The organism is Alicyclobacillus sp. CIJ1 (assembly GCF_057538885.1).
Genome location: NZ_BAAJPH010000086.1, coordinates 1 through 399 on the forward strand (window position 1 = coordinate 1; position 399 = coordinate 399).

At 58.1% G+C, this 399-nt stretch carries 1 protein-coding gene; it reads left to right on the forward strand.

Going from position 1 to position 399, the window contains the following annotated elements; all coding sequences use genetic code 11:
- Positions 1-399 (forward strand): hypothetical protein (locus AC27E8_RS06575; protein WP_487111390.1); only part of this gene is annotated, 399 nt, incomplete at both ends.

Consider the following 399-nt stretch of genomic DNA (forward strand, 5'->3'; position numbering starts at 1 on the left):
TGGATCCATCCGGGGGTGTTGTGACGCCGACCGGGAACTATTACGGGAATGATCCGATCGAGCATTCGACATTCTACGTGATCCCGTCCAAGCCACCTACTGCCCAGAGCCTCACGGCACAGGTGCAGGGCACAAACGTCACACTGACGTTCAACGTCAACGTGCCGCTCTGGAGTTCGCTCGCGAACTATCACTATGACGCGGTGGAGATCACGAATCTCGGCACTGGGCAGACGGAATGGCTCGCGGGGACAGGGTTCAGTGACATTTCCGAGATGCAGAATGAAGTCGGAAGTCAGGGAACGTACACGGATACGTTTTCCGCGAGTTACCTGACGCCGGGGAATTACGAGGCTCAGGCGTGGGTGGCAGACGGTGTGGATCGCATTTCGGGGCCTG